The organism is Marasmitruncus massiliensis (assembly GCF_900186535.1).
GTDB lineage: Bacteria > Bacillota > Clostridia > Oscillospirales > Ruminococcaceae > Anaerotruncus > Anaerotruncus massiliensis_A.
The window spans coordinates 368,306-382,581 of sequence record NZ_FYDE01000004.1 but is presented as its reverse complement, the minus strand read 5'-3'; the positions used below and the strand labels follow the sequence as shown (position 1 = coordinate 382,581).

The following is a 14,276-nucleotide window of genomic DNA, read 5'->3' as shown; positions in this document are numbered from 1 at the left end:
AATTCTTGTCCACTTTTTATCTACCTTCGGCTGCGGCAGGCAATCGCGGTAACTACGCCGGCCAGTATTCCGGCCGCGGAAAGCGATCCGACCACAAAAAACGGATAAAAAACGGAGCCGGCTGTCTGATCATCGGATTCTCCGTCAGCGTCTACATAAGGCTCGTCCTCCTCCGCGATGATTTCAATTTCCGATTCCTCATCTTCCTCTGTTTCCGAGGAAGAAAGTTCTTCCGGAACCGAACTGGACGGTTCCGATGAGGAGGCTTCAGGCAACGAGGAAGATACCGGCGGAGGTGCGGGCGTCCATGTCTGCACCACAGGAACAGCCGGTGCGGATGATTCCTGCACACAAGAGGAGGAAACGGCCTGACTGGATGACGGCACCTGTGAGAAGGAGGAAGAGGACACCACCGAACTGTCATATTCCCTTGCCAGTTCGGTCATTGTATAGGAGTCCTTGCCGGAAGAAATATACCCGATGTCTTTCCCGTAGATATTGATGACCTGCCCGTTGGAACGTTTCAGCGACAGTGTAATCGGCAAACCCTTCAGTTCCCGCAGGACGTCCGCTGCTACGGTCGTTCTGGTCCCTGTACTGACACGGATGCGGTCACCGTAATCCGCATCCGCGATATCGTCAATCACATCTTCCCAGAAAGAGGACACTTTATAGTCATCATCATCGTCATCTGAAGAGTTCCGAATGACGCGAAAAGTGGCGTCATCCACAACGGATGTGGTAAACACTACAAAATAGTAATCGCCATGCCGCTCAATGTCAGCAGAAAGGCGGCTGTCTGAATCATCATAAGTTCTGCGCACATAATATTCCTTAGATTTTGAAAAATTGGACGGTAGCGCAACAAACAGGGTAACCGGCGTGGCGGGCTGGCCGCCGCCCGACAATTCCGCATCAAACTGTAAAGACGCGCTCTTGTTTGGTGTCTCCTGATACAGCGTGACCGAAAGGTCTGCGGTCGTGCTGGTTCCGTAAGATTGGTCCGGCATTTTTCCGTTGCTCGAAAAAGAGTCTCCGTATTTTACAGATACAGTCACGTCGTGGATGGAAGAATCGGCGGTGATCGTCAAAGTCCTTCCGGCAACAAATGTGATTGCATAGTTTGGGTTTTTTTCGTTGGTCAGTTCCCCCTGCAAAATCGAATAAGAGCCAACCGATTCGCCCGAAACACGGGTCAGCGCTCCGCTCAACGTATCCCCGAAAACCAGTGCATCCCCGGAATCAAGCGAAGCGGAAGTGATCTGATAGGTCAATACCGGATCGGCTTCCCCAACCTTTTTTGTTTTGGAATCCGGGGTAACGGTGATCGGGCAGGGGCTGACAATGAGTTTTCCCGTCGTGCCGTCAGAGAGGGTATAAGTATAAGTTTCAGCGTTGGGCTTATCTCCGGGGTCCTTATCCCAGCTTTTTATGTTCTCTGGAAGAGGCGGAACCGGATCTCCATAAACCATGGGAATCATGGGAAGTTCCTCGGCGGCAAACACCGGAAGGCCCCCCGCCAAAGCAGCAAGCAGCAACAGAATCATCAAAAAACAGATTCTTGCGGTACGCTTGAAACGCAGCATTTGCCCCTCCCTCCGGAAACTCGTTCCTGTCTTTTCCTATTATATATAGGTCGATTCTAACTTATTTTCCATAAAAATGCAAGATACCTGCCTACATCCGGACAGATCCTTCCGGCAGGATGGCAGCTATAATAATTTATTATTCTTATCCTGCTATGATGCTGTCTTTAACACAAATTCAGTCAATTTTAAAGAAATATTGTAAAATTAAAAGGGGTTTTGTCGACTGGCAGCGCGTATTTTCTGATAGTTTTTTGATTAACAATAATATTTTATTATTCATCTGCTGAAAAATGCTATTTTTTATATTGATTGTACCATGAAAATGTTGTACAATAAATCTAATTGTTATACAATTTCTTATGGCAAGGCTATGTAAAATGCGACAATCTTCGCAAATTGAGACAAATGGGTGGTGAAAAAATGGAGCAAAAGACAATTGAAACTGTCCGACAGGCCGAATTGGCGGCAGAGCAAACTGAAAAAATGACTGCCTCAAAACGTGACGAGATATTGGCAAAGGCGAAAACAGACGCCAAGGAAACCATTATCCGGATGACGGCCGACGCCAAGATTCGTGCCGCGGAAGCTCTAAAAGCAGCGCAGATCCAGAGCGAAAAACTGCAAAGTGAAGCGCTGGAAACGGCAAAGCAGGAAATAGCCGCGCTGCATGCCAAAGCCGGCGGCAGAGAAGCCGACGCCACAAGGCTGATCCTGTCTGAGCTGATTTAACGGCAAACAGGGTCATTCTGTTGGCAATCTCCATCCTATGTAAAAGGAGGCATCCGTACTATGGCGGTGCTGCAGATGCAGCGCATCAGCATATGCGCACTGAAGAAAAACCGCAAACAGATTTTAGAAACCCTGCAGCGTCGGGGTGTGGTGGAAATCACCGACATTTCCCCGCAGGACAGCGTATTTACAAAGGCAGACACTTCTCAGGCAAAAGCGCAGTTTGAAAAAAATGCCGCGACTGCCAGCCAGGCACTTGAAGTGCTGGACACCTATGAACCGCTTAAGACTTCAATGCTTGATATGTTTGCCGGTCAAGCGCTTCTTTCCGTTGAGGATTACGAGGCGTTCAGCAAAGAGCGGGACGAAGTCATGCGCATAGCCAACCTGCTGGTATCCCTGAACAAAAAAGTAGCGGAAAACAAGGCGGAAATTTTAAAGCTGCAGGCTCAGCTTGACGCTTTAACACCCTGGCTCGGCCTGGACCTCTCCCTGAGATTCACTGGCACCCGCACAACCGCAGCTTTTATCGGTTCTCTGCCGGACGAACAGACGTTGGAAGCGGTTTATACGCAGCTGGCGGAACACGCTCCCGAAGTATCGGCGGTTAATGTGGACCTGATCAGCCAGAGCAAAGAGCAGACCTGCGTGATGGTTGTCTGCCCGCGGGCTGACGCTCCCGCCGTGGAGGAAGCGCTGCGCGCAATGGGATTTGTCCGCCCCGCTTCCCCCGCGAAAGAGCCTCCCGCCGAGCGTAAAGTCATGCTGGAACAATCCCAGGCGGAAGCGGAAAAAGCCGTTGCCGCCGCCGAAGAGGAAATCCGAGGGCTGGCGGGAATGCGCGACTCCCTGCGGTTTATGGTGGATTATTTCAGCACACGTTCTGAAAAATATGACGCCATCGGGCGGCTTGCCCAGTCCCGCTGCACCTTCCTGCTTTCCGGTTACATCCCGCAGAGGGATTGTGCCGCGCTGGAAGCGGAGTTGGGCGGGAAATTTGATATTTCCATTGAATTTGAGACGCCCTCGGAAGAAGACGATGCTCCCACTTTGCTGAAAAATAATTACATGGCACAGACTGTGGAAGGTATTCTGGAATCCTACAGCCTCCCCGGGAAAGGCGAGATTGACCCCACCCCGATTATGGCGGTATTCTATTACTTCCTGTTTGGGCTGATGCTTTCCGATTTTGCCTACGGCGCAATGCTCGCAATTGCCACCGGTGTGCTTCTGGTCAAGTTTAAAAACATGGATGCCGGGCTGCGCAACACGATGCGCATGTTCTGCTACTGCGGTATTTCAACCGCGATCTGGGGCATTGTGTTCAGCAGTTATTTCGGCGATGTGGTTACTGTCGTCTCCAGAACTTTCTTCGGGCACGAAGTAATCATCCCCCCGCTGTGGTTCACTCCGCTGGACGATCCGATGCGCATGCTTGTCTTCTGCATGGCAGTCGGCATCATTCACCTGTTTACCGGCTTGGGAATCCAGCTTTATCAGCATCTGAAAGCCAAACGTTATATGGACGCACTCGCCAAAGTGGTTTTCTGGTACATGCTCGTGGGCGGCGGCATCCTGTTCGGCCTTTCCACCGAAATGGTCATCAGTATTCTGCAGCTCAAGTTTATGCTTCCCGCGCAGGTCGGCTCCATTTTCGGATGGGTCGCTGTGATCGGCGCAATCGGGATTGTGCTTACAAACGGGGATTCCAAAAATCCGCTGGTGCGTTTTGCGCAGGGCCTGTATGAGCTTTATAACGTAACCGGCTATCTCGGAGATATCCTTTCCTATTCCCGTCTGCTCGCCCTCGGGCTTGCGACAGGCGTCATCGGCTCGGTTATCAACCAGATGGGCTCCATGGCCGGAGGCGGCGTCATCGGCGCAATCCTGTTTATTGTTGTATTCCTGTTCGGACACAGTCTGAACCTTGGCATCAACCTGCTGGGCGCTTATGTGCACTGCAACCGCTTACAGTATGTAGAATTCTTCGGTAAGTTTTATGAGGGCGGAGGCCGTAAATTCCAGCCGTTCGCACCCCATACCAAATATTACAAATTCAAGGAGGACATTCATAATGGCTAATCTCATGGCTAATCTCGGACTCGCATTTGCAATTCTCGGAGCGGCACTTGCCGCGTGCCTCGCAGGCGCCGGCTCTGCGATCGGCGTAGGTGTCGCAGGACAGGCGGCCGCTGGCGTTGTTACGGAAGACCCCAATAAATTTTCCAAAGTGCTCGTTCTTCAGCTGCTCCCCGGTACACAGGGCATTTACGGCCTGCTGATCGCATTTATCTGCCTGTCTCAGGTCGGCGTTATCGGAACTCCGGTCGAAGTTTCCTTTGCAAAAGGTCTCATGTATTTCTGCGCCTGCCTGCCTATGGCAATTGCCGGCCTTGTTTCCGCAAAATTCCAGGGTCAGGCTTCCGTCGCGTCCATCGGGCTGGTTGCCAAAAAGCCCGACCAGTTTGGTAAAGCCATGATTTTCCCGGCAATGGTTGAAACCTATGCAATTCTTGCCCTTCTTATTTCTCTGCTCGCCATCATGGGTGTCAGCAATATCAATATCTAATCGGCGGAGCGTTCCGTACTGATGAAAGTTAGGAGAATTCTGCTATGACAGGACTAGAAAAAATTGTACAGCAGATTCAAAGCGAAGCGCAGCAGGCAGCGGACGCTGTGATTGCTCAGGCCAACGCCGAGGCGGCAGAAATTGCAAACAAGGCTCAGGAGGAAGGAAAAGCGCAGATCGCGCTGATTGAAGCCCAGTCCAAAACGGATGTGGCGAATGCCCTTTCGGCCGCGAAATCCGCGGCCGCCCTCCAGGTTCGCCGTGCCGTCCTAGAGGCCAAACAGGAAATTATCGGAAAAGTAATCGGCAATGCGCAAAAATCGATTTACCAGCTGCCCGATGATGAATATTTTGCTTTGATTCTCAAAATGGTGAAAAAGTTCGCACTGCCTGAACGCGGTGAGATTCTTTTTTCCGCATCCGATCTGAAACGTCTGCCCGCGGACTTCTCCGCCAGGATCGCCGAAGCGGCTCCCGCCGGACTGACTGTTTCCAGTGAAACACGTAAAATCGACGGCGGCTTTGTGCTGATTTACGGCGGCGTCGAAGAAAACTGCTCATTCGACGCGCTGTTTTACGCCGCGCGTGAAAGCCTGCAGGACAAAGTGCAGGAATTACTCTTCTCATAAGGTGCGCGTAATCCGCTAAAAGGAGGTTAGCCAAATGTCTGATACGCAATACACCTATGCGGTTGCGCGCATCCGCTCAAAGGAATTGCTGCTCTTTAACGCCCAGGCCATTGAGCAGCTCTTATCCGCCAAAAGCTATGACGAATGCATTCGTCTGCTCGCGGACAAGGGCTGGGGCAGCGGGGACAGCCGGATCAGCGCCGAGGAACTCCTCGCGCAGGAGCGTGAGAAGACCTGGAACCTGATTGGCGAATTGGTTCCCGATCTGTCGGTTTTCGATGTGTTCTTATACGCAAACGACTATCATAACCTCAAAGCCGCAGTCAAACAGGTCTGCACCGGCTCCGAGGATTTCGGCCTTTATATCTCGCATGGCACTGTTTCAGCCAAAGCGCTGTATGACATGGTCAATGCGCATGATTTTTATCTGCTGCCTGAGAAAATGCGCGCACCTGCCCAGGAGGCTTATGAAGCGCTTTCCCAGACCAGGGACGGCCAGCTGTGCGACATCATTATCGACAAAGCCGCGCTGGAAGCAATTTATACCGCCGGCAAGGCTTCTCATAACGACCTGATTGAAAAATATGCGGAATTGACAGTGGCCTCGGCTGATATTAAAACCGCCGTCCGCTGCTGCCGCACCGGAAAACCGCTTGAATTTATCCGGCGGGCGCTTGCGGAATGTGACACGCTCAACGCTGCGAAGCTTGCGCAGGCTGCGGTGGAAGGAATCGAATCCATCTGTGACTATCTTTCCTCCACCAACTATGCGGAAGCGGTGGAAGCGCTGGCGCAGTCACCCTCCGCGTTTGAACGCTGGTGCGACAACCTGATGATCCGTGACATCCGCCCGCAGCAATATGTCTCTTTTGGCATCGGGCCGCTCGCGGCTTATATTCTGGGGCGTGAAAACGAAATCAAAACGGTCCGCATTATCCTGTCGGGCAAACTCAACGGGCTGCCCGACGCTTCAGTCAGAGAAAGGGTAAGGGAAATGTATGTATAAAGTAGCAGTCATGGGGGATCGCGACAGCATTTACGGCTTCGCAGCGCTCGGGCTGGATACCTTTCCCGTCACCGAGCAGGCCGAAGCGGCAAAACAGCTTCGGCAGATTGCTGAAAGCGAATATGCAGTGATCTATATTACCGAGGCGCTGGCGGCAGCTCTGGAAACGGAGATCGACCGTTACCGCGTCGAGCGTCTTCCCGCAATTATACCCATTCCCGGCGTTTCCGGAAACACCGGCATGGGTATCCGCAATGTGAAAAAATCCGTGGAGCAGGCAGTGGGCTCCGATATCATCTTTAACGGCAACTAAAGTGAAGCAGGTGAGTACAAAAAATGAGTAAAGGTACGATAAAAAAAGTCGCCGGTCCGCTGGTTATTGCCGAGGGCATGCGTGACGCCAATATGTTCGATGTTGTACGCGTCAGCGAGCAGCGCCTCATTGGCGAAATCATCGAGATCCACGGCGACCAGGCTTCCATCCAGGTTTACGAGGAGACCTCCGGTCTCGGCCCCGGTGAGCCTGTGGAATCCACTGGTGTTCCGATGAGCGTGGAGCTTGGACCCGGCCTGATTTCCAACATCTATGACGGTATCCAGCGCCCGCTGGAAGCCATCATGGCCAAAATCGGCAACTCCCTTGCCCGCGGCGTCGAGGTTCCCTCACTGGACCGCGAGAAAAAATGGCATTTTGTCCCTGTCCTCAAAGCAGGTGACTCCGTATCTGCCGGGGATATCATCGGAACCGTTCAGGAAACCGATGTTGTCACCCAGAAAATCATGGTGCCCTTCGGCATCGTCGGCGAACTCAAATCCATCGCAGAGGGCGATTACACCGTTACGGAAGCAGTCGCTGTCGTCAAGACCGCCGACGGCGATGACCGTGAAGTCACGCTGATGCAGAAATGGCCTGTCCGTCGCGGGCGCCCCTACAAGCAGAAGCTTTCCCCCGACCGCCCCCTCGTCACCGGCCAGCGCGTCATTGATACACTGTTCCCGATTGCAAAGGGCGGCGTTGCGGCGGTTCCCGGCCCGTTCGGTTCCGGCAAAACCGTTGTGCAGCATCAGCTTGCCAAATGGGCGGAAGCTGATATCGTCGTTTATATCGGATGCGGCGAGCGCGGCAACGAGATGACCGACGTTCTGAACGAGTTTCCTGAACTGAAAGACCCGAAAACCGGTCGTTCCCTGATGGAGCGTACCGTTTTGATCGCAAATACTTCGGATATGCCTGTTGCAGCCCGTGAGGCCTCTATCTATACCGGTATCACCATCGCGGAATATTTCCGCGATATGGGATTCTCCGTTGCGCTGATGGCCGACTCGACCTCCCGCTGGGCGGAAGCGCTGCGTGAAATGTCCGGACGTCTGGAAGAGATGCCCGGTGAAGAAGGCTACCCTGCTTACCTCGGAAGCCGTCTCGCACAGTTCTATGAGCGCGCAGGCCGCGTTGTAACGCTCGGTTCCGACGGACGCGAAGGTTCGCTTTCCGTTATCGGCGCCGTATCTCCTCCGGGCGGCGATATTTCCGAGCCGGTTTCGCAGGCTACCCTGCGTATCGTTAAGGTGTTCTGGAGCCTCGACGCACAGCTGGCTTATCAGCGCCACTTCCCCGCCATCAACTGGCTGACCAGTTATTCCCTCTATGTGGATACCATGGCCAAGTGGTTCAACACCAGCGTCCACGAGGACTGGATGGCTCTCCGCCAGCGTATCATGGGGCTTTTGCAGGATGAATCCGAACTGGATGAAATCGTAAAGCTGGTCGGTATGGACGCGCTGTCCGCGCCTGACCGCCTGAAGCTGGAAGCCGCCCGTTCCATCCGTGAAGACTTCCTGCATCAGGACGCATTCCACGAAGTCGATACCTTCACTTCATTGGAAAAGCAGTATAAGATGATGCAGCTGGTGCTCGCATTTTATGACTCGGCAGTTGAGGGGCTCCGCAGCGGCGTGTCGGTCGACAGCCTTGTAAAGATGGCTGTACGTGAGCGCATCGGCCGTTTCAAGTATATTCCGGGTGAACAGATCGGCGCCGAATATGAAGAAATCATCAAGGCGCTCTCCAATGAAATCGCTGAGCTTGCCAAGCAGAAGGAGGAATTCTAATGCCGAAGGAATACCGTACGATTCAAGAGGTAGCCGGTCCTCTGATGCTGGTGCGCGGCGTTGAGAACGTCACTTATAACGAGTTGGGTGAAATCGAGCTTGCTTCCGGCGAAAAGCGCCGCTGCAAGGTGCTGGAGATAGACGGCAGCAACGCACTGGTTCAGCTGTTTGAAAGCTCCACCGGTATCAACCTTTCCAATTCCCGCGTCCGGTTCCTCGGGCGCAGCATGGAGTTGGGGGTTTCGGAGGATATGCTTTCCCGCGTGTTCGACGGCCTTGGGCGCCCCATCGACGGCGGCCCGGAAATCCTGCCGGATAAACGTATGGACATCAACGGCCTGCCGATGAATCCCGCCGCCAGAAACTACCCGCAGGAGTTTATCCAGACCGGCGTTTCCGCAATTGACGGCCTGAACACCCTGGTCCGCGGCCAGAAACTGCCGATCTTCTCCGCTTCCGGCCTGCCCCACGCCAACCTTGCCGCACAGATCGCGCGTCAGGCGAAGGTACGCGGAACCGACGAGCCTTTCGCGGTCGTTTTCGCCGCAATGGGCATTACCTTTGAGGAAGCGAACTTCTTCACCGAGAGCTTTCGTGAAACGGGTGCGCTTGACCGCGCGGTCATGTTCATGAACCTTGCAAACGACCCGGCTGTCGAGCGTATCGCGACTCCGCGTATGGCGCTGACCGCCGCGGAATATCTTGCATTTGAGAAAAACATGCATGTTCTGGTCATCCTGACCGATATCACCAACTACGCCGACTCCCTGCGTGAGATTTCGGCGGCGCGTAAAGAGGTTCCGGGACGCCGCGGCTATCCGGGTTACATGTACACCGACCTTGCATCGCTGTATGAGCGGGCCGGACGTCAGAAAGGCAAATCCGGTTCCATCACCATGATTCCGATTCTGACAATGCCCGAGGATGATAAGACGCACCCGATCCCCGACCTGACCGGCTACATCACCGAGGGCCAGATCATCCTTTCCCGTGAGCTGTACCGCAAAGGCGTTACGCCGCCGATCGATGTGCTTCCCTCCCTGTCCCGTCTGAAAGATAAGGGTATCGGCGCGGGCAAGACCCGCGCAGACCATGCGAACACGATGAACCAGCTGTTCGCGGCTTATTCCCGCGGTAAAGACGCAAAAGAGCTGATGGTCATCCTCGGCGAGGCGGCGCTTACCGATATCGACAAGCTGTATGCGAAATTTGCGGATGAGTTCGAGCAGGAATATGTTTCTCAGGGCTATAACACCAACCGCGACATCGAGGATACGCTTGCGATTGGCTGGAAACTTCTGAATATCCTGCCGCGAAGCGAGCTGAAACGTATCAAGGACGAGTTTCTCGACCAGTATTACGGCAAATAATGCTTTGAATTCTACGGGAAAGGGGTGACAACCCTTGGCGAATACCAATGTAAACCCAACGCGTATGGAGCTGACCCGTCTGAAAAAGAAGCTGGTTACCGCCACACGCGGACACAAACTGCTCAAAGACAAGCGGGATGAGCTGATGCGTCAGTTTCTCGACCTTGTCCGCGAAAATAAGGTCCTGCGCGAAAAGGTAGAAGCGGGAATTGCCGCCGCCAACAAAAATTTTGTGCTGGCTCGCGCGGGTATGAACGACGAGGTGCTCAACGTCGCCTTAATGGCGCCGATGCAGGAAGTCTATCTTGAGGCTTCCAACCGCAACGTCATGAGCGTTGAAATCCCCGTATTTGAGTATAAGACCCGCACAGCAGACGCAAACAACATCTATTCCTACGGTTACGCGTTCACTTCCGCTGATCTGGACAGTGCGGTAAAATCTTTGGCAGATATTCTTCCGGAAATGCTCCGGCTTGCTGAATGCGAAAAATCCTGCCAGCTCATGGCCGCCGAAATCGAAAAGACCCGCCGGCGTGTCAACGCGCTGGAACACGTGATGATTCCGGATATGCAGGACAAAATCAAGTATATCACCATGAAGCTGGACGAAAATGAGCGTTCCACACAGATCAGGCTTATGAAGGTCAAAGACATGATGCTTGAGCAGGCGCACCATTACAAAGAACGGCAGAACGAGGAAATCGCGTAATCTGCTTCCGGTAAAATGCAGGTTTTGACCTATATTTTACCGCTACAAAAGCGAAAAAGGATGGCAGTCCCTGTGCACGATGGGGACTGCCATCCTTTTGTTTAATAGCGTATTTGTTTTGTTCTAGTTTATGCCGGTCCGGACAGCCGGACCGATTTTCATTGCCTTGTCCTGTGCCTCGATTGCCAGCCGCATTGCCTCGAAGGTATGTGCCTGCGTGATCGCGGTTTCGGTGCGGTGCAGGCAGTCGCGGATCAGCCTGCCGAAGAAGACAAAGCCGGTCTTGCCGGTTACCTGCTCGCGATGTTCCCCCTGCTGATCTACCCAGATGACATGGTCTCCCTGCTCGGAAACCGCTACATCGAGATATTTACGAATCTCAATGGAGCCCTTGTCCCCCATGACGAATACACGGCCATCCCCCCATGCGGACATGCCGTCCGGTGTGAACCAGTCGACCCGGAAATAGCACGTCGCGCCGTTTTCGGCAAGCAGTACCCCTTCGCCAAAGTCGTAAAAATGAGCCTTGTCGCGGTTGGCGTAGTTAGCCACCGCGCTTTGAAGAACGGTAGCGCTTTCGGCTCCGCAATAGGTTAAAAACTGTTCAATCTGATGGCTGCCAAGGTCGGTAATAATACCGCCGTTTTGGCTTTCTTCAAAAAACCAGTCGGAGCGGATCGGTCGATTCAGGCGATGCGGAGCCAGAATGGTCACCTGCAGCACCCGGCCGATCGTGCCGGACCGGATCAATTCTTCCGCGAATACCGCACCCTCTACATGAATGCGCTCCCCATAATAGACTACATATTTTCTGCCGGTTTTTTCGCAGCCCGCACGCACGGCAGCAAGCTCCGCCGCGGTAAGCATCCCGGGTTTATCCACAAAAAAGTCCTTACCGTGCGCCATAACCGAAAGCCCCAGCTCACACCTGCGGCAGGGCCGCACGGCGCTCACTACCATCTGTACGGCCGGGTCTTCCAGAATCTCCGTTTCACTTTCAGCGGCGCTGGCCTGTGGGTAGCGAGCGAGAAATTCCCGCACCTTTTGGGGGTCGGAGTCCCAGACTTTTGTCAGCGTTGCGCCCGCCTCCAGCAGGCCGTTGCAGATCGCAAAAATATGGCCGTGGTCAAGCCCAATTGCGGCAAAGTTAAATTCGCCCGGCTTGCAGACCACCTCCACCTTTCCCTGTGAAACAGGCGCATAATTCATTCCATCTGTTTTCTGCATTTACATTCCCCTTCTCAAAGTGTGCCGCCGACCTGGATACCGGTATCTGCATAATTCTCGACACTCTTTGTCTTCTGATGGAATCTGACGGCCTTGCTTAACAGCCCCTTCCTAGTATAAAAGAGGTCCTTCTCGCCCATCGGGAACGTCACTTTTTCGCCCGTGAATGCCGATTGGTAAACCGCCGTAATCAATTCGATCGTCCTGCGTCCATCCACACCGGTGATGAGCGGATTGGAGTCGGTTTCAATCGCGGTGATCATGTTCTCAATCTGTCCGCAGTGATCGCGGTATTTGAGGTCCGGGAAGCTCCCGAATAGATCTTCCATCTTTTTTTGCATCTCGTTATCCGGCTCTGGATAACCATTGGACTTCTGCCGGCTGGCCATCGCCTTGTGTGGGATCTCAATCGAGCCGTTCGCGCCGTCAATGATGATTTTCTGTTCCTCACCATGGTGCAGCAGCGAAGCGATTACCGCGCCCACTGCGCCGCTCTGAAAACGCAGAGTGGAAATCGAAACATCCTCGACCTCGCTGTTTTGATGGTTCTGGTTTGAAACCATGGCGGAAACTTCCGCAAGATCTCCCATCAGCCAAAGGAAGAGATCAATATGGTGCACCGCGTGGATAAAGGTACAGCCGCCGCCTTCCTTCTCCCAGGTACCGCGCCACCAGAGATTGTAATAGTTGTCTCCACGCCACCAGAGCGAATTTGCCTGCGCGAAATAGATCTGCCCCAAAACGCCGCTGTCGATCAGCTTCTTGGTGCGCATGATGTCGGGCTTAAAGCGGTTTTGAGCCACGACGCCCAGTTTCGCGCCGCCTGCTTTCGCGGCGGCAATCATCCGGTCGCACTCCTCAAGTGAAGGCGCCATCGGCTTTTCACAGAGGACATGTTTCCCGGCACGCAGAAAATCTACCACCGCTTCGCAGTGGGCAGAGGGCGGCAGACAGATCGATACAAGATCAATGTCCTTTCTCTCCAGAAGCTCATGATAATCGGCAACCACATCACAGGCAAGGCCGTATTTCCGGCATTTTGCCTCGGCCTTATCCTGAAAAATGTCAGCAAGTGCGCGGATCTCACAGCGATTATGCAGCGCCTGATAGGCTTCGATATGGACGTTCGCGATATCCCCAGCGCCCAAAATTGCAATTCCAAGCATGAGAAACTCTCCTTTTTGATCGGGCATTTTGCCCGGATAATCAGAGGGTAACCCTTTTTCCCTCCAGCGCGGACTGGTACGCGGCATAAGTCACCCGGATCGTCTCATAAGCGAGCGCAAAATCCGATTCGGGCGTTGCCTTGTCCCCCGCCGCGCACTCCAAAATATCCTGCAATTCGCCCACATAACCGCGAGCATAAGATTCATCCAGAAAGATCGACTGCCAGCCGCGGCGGGTTTCGACCTTCTCGGTAAAAGATTCATTTTGCAGCTTTGTATCGTCCACATGGTAAACCCGCATCTGGTCGCTCTGCGAGAGGTTACAGAGATGTACCCCGCCGGTGGTGAACACTTCAACTGAATTGCGCACCCCGCCGAGAATCAGATCGCCCGCGGTGACACTGCCTTTGGTTCCATCCTCGAAGGTAAGGAGCAGGTTCGCCAGATCCTCCACGTCCTGCGGACGCGCATGGATATTCCGACGCTCCTCTTCAGTAAGTTCCGGTACCAGACTGCCGACATCGCAGATTACGCTGCGCACCCCGCAGCCTTTCAAATAGAGCAGCGCAGTGAGCGGATGGCAGCCCTGCCGGATCAGCGAGCCACCGCCGTTCGCGCTCCAAAGTGCGGCGTGCGGTGCGTGCGAACCGCTGTGCGATTCCTCGCCGCGCAAAAACAGCACTTTATCACCCGTCGCTTCAAGCAGTCGACGGCTTTTCTGAACCGCCGGGGCATAGACAAAGTTTTCCGCATAGCAAAACTGCTTTCCGCTCTGTTCTACCGCAGATTTGAGACTATCAAGCTCCCCGGTTACCTTTTCCAGCATATCAGGAGTTCTGGGGTCGCCAAACCAGCCGGTGAGCGGCTTTTCGCAGATCACATGGCAGCCGGCGGCCAGCGCGGTTTTAATCATTGGAACGTGCAGGTTCGGCGGCGTGCAGATATCCACCAGATCGAGCCGCTCATGATCGAGCATCTCTTCCAGGCTCGTATAGGTATGCGGAATGCCATGCTTTTCGGCAAATTCCACCGCACGCTGCGACGGGGACGCCACCGCGCAGATGCAAGGCTCGTACCCGTGTGTCAGACGGTAGGCTTCGACATGCAGTTCGGCTGCGAATCCGCTGCCGCAGATACCGATTTTTAACTTTTTCATAACAGGCTCCCCCCTTT

The 14,276-nt window shown here is 53.8% G+C and carries 13 protein-coding genes; 9 read left to right on the top strand and 4 right to left on the bottom strand.

Annotated elements, in window-relative coordinates; genetic code table 11:
- Positions 1-20 precede the first annotated feature (20 nt).
- Positions 21-1,586, bottom strand: coding sequence for an MBG domain-containing protein (locus C1A10_RS05755; RefSeq protein WP_101909340.1), 1,566 nt, complete (start codon positions 1,584-1,586; stop codon positions 21-23).
- A gap of 423 nt (positions 1,587-2,009) precedes the next feature.
- Between C1A10_RS05755 and C1A10_RS05750 the strand changes: the two genes are divergently transcribed.
- Genes C1A10_RS05750 through C1A10_RS05710 form a run of 9 tightly spaced genes read left to right on the top strand, consistent with a single transcriptional unit; the run spans position 2,010 to position 10,710 of the window.
- Positions 2,010-2,318 carry a hypothetical protein gene (locus C1A10_RS05750; protein WP_101909339.1) on the top strand — a complete coding sequence of 103 codons (309 nt, stop codon included), beginning with the start codon at positions 2,010-2,012 and terminating at the stop codon, positions 2,316-2,318.
- A gap of 60 nt (positions 2,319-2,378) precedes the next feature.
- Complete coding sequence (locus C1A10_RS05745; RefSeq protein WP_101909338.1) at positions 2,379-4,400, top strand: V-type ATP synthase subunit I; 2,022 nt, start codon at positions 2,379-2,381, stop codon at positions 4,398-4,400.
- A gap of 4 nt (positions 4,401-4,404) precedes the next feature.
- Positions 4,405-4,887: a V-type ATP synthase subunit K gene (locus C1A10_RS05740; RefSeq protein ID WP_180951049.1), complete on the top strand. Its 483-nt coding sequence runs from the start codon at positions 4,405-4,407 to the stop codon at positions 4,885-4,887.
- Positions 4,888-4,931: 44 nt separating this feature from the next.
- Positions 4,932-5,516, top strand: a complete 585-nt coding sequence (locus C1A10_RS05735; RefSeq protein WP_101909336.1) for a V-type ATP synthase subunit E — start codon at positions 4,932-4,934, stop codon at positions 5,514-5,516.
- Positions 5,517-5,550: 34 nt separating this feature from the next.
- Complete coding sequence (locus tag C1A10_RS05730) at positions 5,551-6,522, top strand: V-type ATPase subunit (RefSeq protein WP_101909335.1); 972 nt, start codon at positions 5,551-5,553, stop codon at positions 6,520-6,522.
- A complete protein-coding gene (locus C1A10_RS05725; RefSeq protein WP_101909334.1) occupies positions 6,515-6,835 on the top strand; it encodes a V-type ATP synthase subunit F in 321 nt (106 codons plus the stop codon). The genes C1A10_RS05730 and C1A10_RS05725 overlap by 8 nt, the downstream gene beginning before the upstream one ends.
- A 23-nt stretch (positions 6,836-6,858) precedes the next feature.
- Positions 6,859-8,631 carry a V-type ATP synthase subunit A gene (locus tag C1A10_RS05720; protein ID WP_101909333.1) on the top strand — a complete coding sequence of 591 codons (1,773 nt, stop codon included), beginning with the start codon at positions 6,859-6,861 and terminating at the stop codon, positions 8,629-8,631.
- Entirely contained in the window at positions 8,631-10,001 is a 1,371-nt protein-coding gene (locus tag C1A10_RS05715) for a V-type ATP synthase subunit B (RefSeq protein ID WP_101909332.1), read from the top strand. The genes C1A10_RS05720 and C1A10_RS05715 overlap by 1 nt, the downstream gene beginning before the upstream one ends.
- Before the next feature lie 34 nt (positions 10,002-10,035).
- Positions 10,036-10,710 (top strand): V-type ATP synthase subunit D, encoded by a 675-nt coding sequence (locus C1A10_RS05710; protein ID WP_101909331.1) that lies wholly within the window; start codon positions 10,036-10,038, stop codon positions 10,708-10,710.
- Positions 10,711-10,833: 123 nt separating this feature from the next.
- Here the strand turns inward: C1A10_RS05710 and C1A10_RS05705 are convergent, their stop codons facing one another.
- Genes C1A10_RS05705 through C1A10_RS05695 form a run of 3 tightly spaced genes read right to left on the bottom strand, consistent with a single transcriptional unit; the run spans position 10,834 to position 14,259 of the window.
- On the bottom strand, positions 10,834-11,937 hold the full coding sequence (locus C1A10_RS05705) for a Gfo/Idh/MocA family protein (RefSeq protein ID WP_101909330.1): 1,104 nt from the start codon (positions 11,935-11,937) through the stop codon (positions 10,834-10,836).
- 14 nt (positions 11,938-11,951) lie between these two features.
- Complete coding sequence (locus C1A10_RS05700) at positions 11,952-13,103, bottom strand: Gfo/Idh/MocA family protein (RefSeq protein ID WP_101909329.1); 1,152 nt, start codon at positions 13,101-13,103, stop codon at positions 11,952-11,954.
- Between the two features lie 40 nt (positions 13,104-13,143).
- Positions 13,144-14,259 (bottom strand): Gfo/Idh/MocA family protein, encoded by a 1,116-nt coding sequence (locus tag C1A10_RS05695; protein ID WP_101909328.1) that lies wholly within the window; start codon positions 14,257-14,259, stop codon positions 13,144-13,146.
- Positions 14,260-14,276: the final 17 nt, after the last annotated feature.

What these genes read in the sequence shown, in the direction of transcription:
- C1A10_RS05730 (WP_101909335.1), top strand. Translation starts at nt 5,551, where the DNA reads ATGTCTGATACGCAATACACCTATGCGGTTGCGCGCATCCGCTCAAAG.
- C1A10_RS05755 (WP_101909340.1), bottom strand. Translation starts at nt 1,586, where the DNA reads ATGCTGCGTTTCAAGCGTACCGCAAGAATCTGTTTTTTGATGATTCTG.
- C1A10_RS05715 (WP_101909332.1), top strand. Translation starts at nt 8,631, where the DNA reads ATGCCGAAGGAATACCGTACGATTCAAGAGGTAGCCGGTCCTCTGATG.
- C1A10_RS05720 (WP_101909333.1), top strand. Translation starts at nt 6,859, where the DNA reads ATGAGTAAAGGTACGATAAAAAAAGTCGCCGGTCCGCTGGTTATTGCC.
- C1A10_RS05745 (WP_101909338.1), top strand. Translation starts at nt 2,379, where the DNA reads ATGGCGGTGCTGCAGATGCAGCGCATCAGCATATGCGCACTGAAGAAA.
- C1A10_RS05700 (WP_101909329.1), bottom strand. Translation starts at nt 13,103, where the DNA reads ATGCTTGGAATTGCAATTTTGGGCGCTGGGGATATCGCGAACGTCCAT.
- C1A10_RS05740 (WP_180951049.1), top strand. Translation starts at nt 4,405, where the DNA reads ATGGCTAATCTCGGACTCGCATTTGCAATTCTCGGAGCGGCACTTGCC.
- C1A10_RS05735 (WP_101909336.1), top strand. Translation starts at nt 4,932, where the DNA reads ATGACAGGACTAGAAAAAATTGTACAGCAGATTCAAAGCGAAGCGCAG.
- C1A10_RS05750 (WP_101909339.1), top strand. Translation starts at nt 2,010, where the DNA reads ATGGAGCAAAAGACAATTGAAACTGTCCGACAGGCCGAATTGGCGGCA.
- C1A10_RS05705 (WP_101909330.1), bottom strand. Translation starts at nt 11,937, where the DNA reads ATGCAGAAAACAGATGGAATGAATTATGCGCCTGTTTCACAGGGAAAG.
- C1A10_RS05695 (WP_101909328.1), bottom strand. Translation starts at nt 14,259, where the DNA reads ATGAAAAAGTTAAAAATCGGTATCTGCGGCAGCGGATTCGCAGCCGAA.
- C1A10_RS05725 (WP_101909334.1), top strand. Translation starts at nt 6,515, where the DNA reads ATGTATAAAGTAGCAGTCATGGGGGATCGCGACAGCATTTACGGCTTC.